Origin of the sequence: Mesorhizobium sp. M5C.F.Ca.IN.020.32.2.1, assembly GCF_004023105.1 — a bacterium.
GTDB classification, from domain to species: Bacteria; Pseudomonadota; Alphaproteobacteria; order Rhizobiales; family Rhizobiaceae; genus Mesorhizobium; species Mesorhizobium wenxiniae.
Map to the genome: position 1 here is coordinate 1 of NZ_RZSX01000382.1, position 5,691 is coordinate 5,691.

At 63.0% G+C, this 5,691-nt stretch carries 6 protein-coding genes and 1 pseudogene; 3 read left to right on the forward strand and 4 right to left on the reverse strand.

Annotated features, from left to right (window positions below; genetic code table 11):
* A partial coding sequence (locus EOA86_RS19215; protein ID WP_128343123.1) for a transcriptional regulator occupies positions 1–472 on the forward strand: 472 nt, incomplete at its 5' end.
* On the opposite strand, the pseudogene ligD reads toward EOA86_RS19215, so the two are convergent.
* Positions 473–1,487: pseudogene (gene ligD, locus EOA86_RS19220) on the reverse strand (DNA ligase D); the annotation flags it as partial. It lies immediately after the preceding gene.
* Between the two features lie 62 nt (positions 1,488–1,549).
* Positions 1,550–2,056, reverse strand: coding sequence for a ferritin-like domain-containing protein (locus EOA86_RS19225; protein WP_027154740.1), 507 nt, complete (start codon positions 2,054–2,056; stop codon positions 1,550–1,552).
* 406 nt (positions 2,057–2,462) lie between these two features.
* On the opposite strand from EOA86_RS19225, the gene EOA86_RS19230 reads away from it, so the two are divergent.
* On the forward strand, positions 2,463–2,609 hold the full coding sequence (locus EOA86_RS19230; protein WP_128343125.1) for a hypothetical protein: 147 nt from the start codon (positions 2,463–2,465) through the stop codon (positions 2,607–2,609).
* A 212-nt stretch (positions 2,610–2,821) separates the two neighbouring features.
* A complete protein-coding gene (locus tag EOA86_RS19235; protein ID WP_065006453.1) occupies positions 2,822–3,265 on the forward strand; it encodes a DCC1-like thiol-disulfide oxidoreductase family protein in 444 nt (147 codons plus the stop codon).
* A 74-nt stretch (positions 3,266–3,339) separates the two neighbouring features.
* On the opposite strand, the gene EOA86_RS19240 is transcribed toward EOA86_RS19235, so the two are convergent.
* The gene (locus EOA86_RS19240; RefSeq protein WP_128343126.1) at positions 3,340–3,717 is read right to left on the reverse strand and encodes a DUF1850 domain-containing protein; all 378 of its coding nucleotides are present in this window, start codon (positions 3,715–3,717) and stop codon (positions 3,340–3,342) included.
* Positions 3,714–5,691 (reverse strand): TRAP transporter permease (locus EOA86_RS19245; RefSeq protein ID WP_164891832.1); only part of this gene is annotated, 1,978 nt, incomplete at its 5' end. The genes EOA86_RS19245 and EOA86_RS19240, both read right to left, overlap by 4 nt.

Consider the following 5,691-nt stretch of genomic DNA (forward strand, 5'->3'; position numbering starts at 1 on the left):
CTACTACGGCCTCGCCGGGCCGCAGGTGGCGGGCATGATCGAGGCGATCACCGGTGTCGCCGCTGCGGTCGGGCCGCAACGGGTGCGGCCGGGTCCGCGTGATGCGGCCATGCGCGCGGCGCGGGTTTGCTACGACCACCTCGCCGGAGAACAGGCAGTGGCGATGCTGGATCGTCTTGTCGGCAAAAAAGTCCTCATCCGCGACGATAAGGAGATCAGGCTTGGGCCGTCAGCCGCCGCGCATTTCGCCGAGATCGGCATCGATGTCGAGAGCAAGGCGCGGCGACCCGTGTGTCGGGCCTGCCTCGACTGGAGCGTGCGGCGCTCGCATCTGGCCGGCACGCTGGGCGCGGCCATTCTCGACAAGATCCTTTTGGAAAAATGGGCGCGGCGCGAAAAGGACAGCCGCGCGGTGATCTTTTCGCCGATGGGCAAGCAGGCCTTCGAGACGGTTTTCTCGGCTGAAAGATGATCAGCCGCCCTTGAGCGGCTTGCCCTGCTTGAAAAAATCCGCCCAGGGATCGGCTTTCGCCAACTGCTTCAGCGTCGTCTTGTCGCGGACCGGAAAGGCGTTCGGCGCCAACCCGGCCTCGATCTCCGCCCAGGTCGCCGGCATCGAGACCGTAGCGCCTTTCTTGGCCCGCGACGAATAGGGTGCCACCGTGGTCGAGCCGCGGCCATTGCGCAGATAGTCGACGAAGATCTTGCCGGTGCGCGCCTTCTTCGACGGCGTCGCTGTATACCGATCAGGGGCGGCCTGCTCGAGGGCGCGGGCGAAATCGTGAGCGAAGTCCTTCACCTCATCCCAATCCGCCGACGGTTTCAGCGGCACGACGACATGATAGCCCTTGCCGCCGGAGGTCTTGACGAAATGTGGCAATGACAGCTCATCGAGCTGGCCCCGGATTTGTAGCGCCGCCGCGCGCACCGCTTTCACGTCGACGCCTTCGTCGGGATCGAGATCGAAGATGATCTGGTCCGGCTTGTCCAGTGCGTCGATGGTGCAGCCCCAGATATGGATCTCGACCACGCCGAGCTGGACTAAGGCAGCGACACCATCGAAATCGCGGATGAACAATATCTCCTCGCCGTCCATCGGATCCTTCATCCTGGCGATTTTTTCGTGCATGCCTGCGGACGCATGCTTTTGGAAGAAGCGTTGGCCGCCGACGCCGTCCGGCGCCCGTACAAGGCTGAGCGGCCGATTGACGACGTATTGTTGCATGCGCGGCCAGACCAAAGCGTAATGATCGAGCAGCCCCTGCTTAGAGACCTTCTCCTGCGGCCACAGAAGCTTGTCGGGATGAGAAAGTTTTACGACGGTTTTTGCCCTCCCGGCGGATTTGACAGAGGTCTCGCCCTTGCCCCCGGCAGGCTTTGCCTTGGTGTCGGCCTTGCCTGCGGGTGCCTTCGGCTTTTCCTGCACGACTTCCTCCGCCGGTTTGTCCTCGCGCAATCTGGAACGAGGCGTGGCGCATTATACGGTCGACGTCCAGGTACGGAAAGTGAGGCAAAGCCGGGTTGTCCGGCCTTGCCTCGATCGCGAGTGCTATTCCGCGGCCTGAAGGTTGACCTTGGCTTCCGCAATCTCGGTAAGCTTGCGGTCGGTCGCCTGCTCTTCCTTGATGTTGTTGGCCAGGACATTGGCACAGTCGGTACGGCCAAGCTGCTTGGCCCAGGCGATCAGGGTGCCGTAACGGGTTATCTCGTAGTGCTCGACCGCTTGCGCGGATGCGATCAGGGCGGCGTCGAGAACGTCCTTGTCGTCGATGTCGCCGCTGACTTCATCGGCTTCCTCGAGAATGCCGTCGATAGCCGGACAGTTGACCGTCTTGGCCTTCACGCCATGCAGTTCGAACACCTTCTCGACCCGCTCGATATGGCCTTTGGTCTGGCCGAGGTGCTTCTCCAGGCCGGCTTTCAGCTGCGGATCGGTAGCCTTGTCGATCATCTTCGGCAGCGACTTCTCGATCTGTTTTTCGGCGTAATAGATGTCGCGAAGCGTGTGGACGAAGAGGTCGTCCAGCGTCTTGATGTCTTTCGAAAAGAAACCCATGGCTTTGCCTTTCCATTGTTCTAGCTGTGCGGGCTCCTGGCGGCGGTTCCGCACGGAAGCCGCTGCCTGGTGGGCCGGCTTGGTCCCGGCTTTTAGCGTCAACGTGCGGCTATCGGACGGGTTCCTGGCTTTCCCCGAGCACGCACGGAAATTTCGCGGCGCCGGCCAAAGTTGAAACAGAAGCGCGCCGCAGCGACATCCAAACGAAACATATGTGATGCAAAAGTCACACTAGCCGGAATGCCGACGAACTGCATGGAAAGACCCCGAATCAGCCGCATTCCAGCCACGAACCAAGGCCTTTTTGACCAAAGATTAACATCGTGTTCACCGACTATTCACGCCTCGACGCTATGATGCCCGCAATTCGGAAGGGACATCCGAAATTGGGACAGGGACAGGGACAATGAACTTCTTGACGCACTTCATCGGCTACGCTGCCGCCATCCGCGAATTCGTCGCGCCGACCTACCGGCCGGAGCGCTATTACATGCGCGGCCCCGGCCCCGCTTGCGCACGCCGCGGCCACACGCTCGGCATCAGCGCGCACTGATGACGACCATGGAAGGCCGTCACGACAGCCGGATCTGCAGGCCGGCCGCCGATCACCGTGCGACGACCTATCGCGCGGAACGTCCTGGGCTCGCCGACAGGCGGCGTGCGACAACGCCAAGGTTCTGAGATTCTAGGGCTTTGAGATTCAGGGGCTTTGATCTCGCCGCCGGCAAGCTTATTGTCGTTTGACACCAATCAGCCGGGACTCGCGTGACCGCCCAGCCAGACCATCCTCCCGAAAAGCCAGCCTTCGATGCAAGCCAGCCTCTGATCGTGTTCGACGGCGTCTGCGTGCTGTGCTCTGGCTTTGTGCGCATGGTGGTCAGGCTCGACCGCAAAAGCCGCTTCCGTTTCGCCACGGCCCAGTCGCCGCTCGGCGAAGCGCTGTTCCGAAAATACGGGCTGCGGACGGACAGCTACGAGACCAATCTGGCCCTCATCGACGGTGCCGCCTTCACGCGGCTGGACAGTTTCATTGCCGTGATGGCGGAACTGGGCTGGCCGTGGCGGGCGGCGAGATCTTTACTCCTGCTGCCGCGCCCGCTTCGCGACTGGCTCTACGATCGCGTTGCGAAGAATCGTTACGCGCTGTTCGGCAGGAAAGAGAGCTGCGAAATCCCGTCCGCCGAGTTGAAAGGGCGGCTGATTGGCTAGGCCGGCCGCTGCAAGGGTTCTATCCTGCACGATACCGCGGGCGGATCGGCACCCCCCTTTGCCGGAATCATCCGTTATCGCGGCTGGCTCGAAGCTTCGCAAGGCTCCAGCAAGATCGCGTCGCCTGCCGCCCTGGCGAGTTCGCGGCAGCCCTGAATCGTGCACAGCGTCCAGCCTTCACCCGTCGCGCCAGAGGCCGCGAGCACAAGGCGCCGCTGCGGCGCCATCTTGGGTTTATAGACCCACCAACCGTCCCGCAGCACCGAGCCTTCCGGCGGCTCCATGCCGGCGCCCGAGCCCTTGATCCGCGCCTCGGCGATCTGCAAGCCGGAAGGCATCACTTTCCAGTCTTCCTGCCAACGCGTCTTTTCCACCGAATGCGTCCAGGCGAGCGTGAACGCAGCCACAGTGAGCGTCACCGTCTTGCCGGCGGCGAGGATACAGAGGCTCATGCGGTGCCGGTGGCCTGCCGCGCACGCCAGCAATGCCAACCGATCCAGGCGACAGAGAGCGCCCAGCCGGCTTCGTCGGTGACTGGCAGCGCCGCAACCAGCAGCACGCCGGCGGCGAAGGCGACGAGACGTTCCCACCAGGCCATGCGCCGGGCGAGGAACCCGACGGTGGCTGCGCCCCACAGGGCAATGCCCACGCAAGCCTTGGCGACGACATAGGCGACCTCGACGGGATAGCCGAACTGGGCGGCGATCGGGCCGGGGTCCTGCAACATCAGCGCCGGGGTGTAGACCGCCATGAACGGCACGACGAAGCCGGCGACGGCAAGCTTGGTGGCCTGGATGCCGATCTTGAGGCCGCTCTCCTTGGCCATGGGCGCGGCGGCGAAGGCGGCCAGCGCCACCGGCGGTGTGAGGTCGGCCATGATGCCGAAATAAAAGACGAACATATGGCTGACCACCAGCGGCACACCGAGCGACAGCAATGCCGGTCCGGCCAGCGACGAGGTGATGATGTAGTTGGGGATTGTCGGTATGCCCATGCCGAGCACCAGGCAGGTCAGCATGGTCAGCACCAGTGACAGGAACAGATTGTTCTCGCCGATGGAGATGATCCAGCCGATGAAAGTCGAGGCGATGCCGGTGAGCGTCAAAGTGCCGATGACGACGCCGACGATGGCGCAGGCGATGCCGACCGGCAACGCGTTCTTTGCTCCCTCGGCAAGCGAATCTACGCATATCTGCAGCGTCTCGCGACCGCCCTTGAAGGTGACGCAGGCGACAATTAGCCCGGCGATCACAAGACTGAGGATATTGACGCCGAATTTCATGAAAGAGGCGGCGGCAAGTCCCAACCCCAGCCAGAAGACGATGCGGAAGGCAAGCGGCCCGATCAACGCCGCCAGCGGCGTGCCGAGGATGAGCACGATGGTCAGCGCCAGACCCATGGTGCCGGCAAAGATCGGCGTATAGCCGGCAAACAGCAGATAGATAAGCGCGGCCAGCGGCAGCACCAGCGGCCAATGTCTTCTCACCGCGTCCCACGGATTGGGCAGGTCCGCCTTGGCCATGCCCTGTAGGCCGGCCTTGCCGGCTTCCAGGTACACCTGCCAGAAGCAGGCGCCGAAATAGAGCAGCGCCGGGATGATCGCCGCCTTGACCACCTCGGCATAGGGAATGTTCAGCGTCTCGGCCATGATGAAGGCGACCGCGCCCATCACCGGCGGCATGATCTGGCCGCCCATTGACGAGGTTGCCTCGACGGCGCCGGCGAAAGCCGAACGGAAGCCGAAGCGCTTCATCAGCGGGATGGTGAACTGGCCGGAGGCCACCACATTGGCGACGCCAGAGCCGGAAATGGTGCCCATCAACGCGGAGGACAGAACGCAGACCTGGGCCGGGCCGCCGCGCCACGAGCCGACCAGGCCAAGGGCGAAATCGTTGAACAGTGCGATCATGCCGGCGCGTTCGAGAAAGGCAGCGAAGACGACGAAGATGAAGATATAGGCGGCCGAGACGTAGACCGGCGTGCCGTATATGCCTTCGGTGCCAAAGGCGAAGGTGTCGATGAGCTGGGCGAAATCATAGCCGCGATGGATGAAGGGCGGCGGCAGGTGATTGCCGAAGAAAGCATAGGCGAGAAAGATCAGAGCGATCAGGGCAAGCGGCAGCCCCATCAGCCGCCGCGCCGCCTCGAAGACCAGCACGACCAGCACCGTGCCGATGATCAGGTCCGGCGTGGTGAGGAAGCCGGAGCGGCGGATGAGGTCGGTATAGAAGACCCAATTGTAGAGGCCGGTGGCAAAGCCGAGCACGCCGAGCGTCCAGAACGCTGCTTTCGCCGGTGTGCTTGTGGCGCGCAGATTGGCGATCAGGGCAAAGCCGAGCAACAGCAAGAAGCCGACATGCATGGCGCGCACCACCTGGCTCGGAAGGCTGCCATAGGCGGCGATGTAGATCTGGAAGATAGAAAAG

Coding starts and splice junctions, on each gene's coding strand:
- EOA86_RS19225 (WP_027154740.1), bottom strand. CDS start 2,056: ATGGGTTTCTTTTCGAAAGACATCAAGACGCTGGACGACCTCTTCGTC.
- EOA86_RS19230 (WP_128343125.1), top strand. CDS start 2,463: ATGAACTTCTTGACGCACTTCATCGGCTACGCTGCCGCCATCCGCGAA.
- EOA86_RS19240 (WP_128343126.1), bottom strand. CDS start 3,717: ATGAGCCTCTGTATCCTCGCCGCCGGCAAGACGGTGACGCTCACTGTG.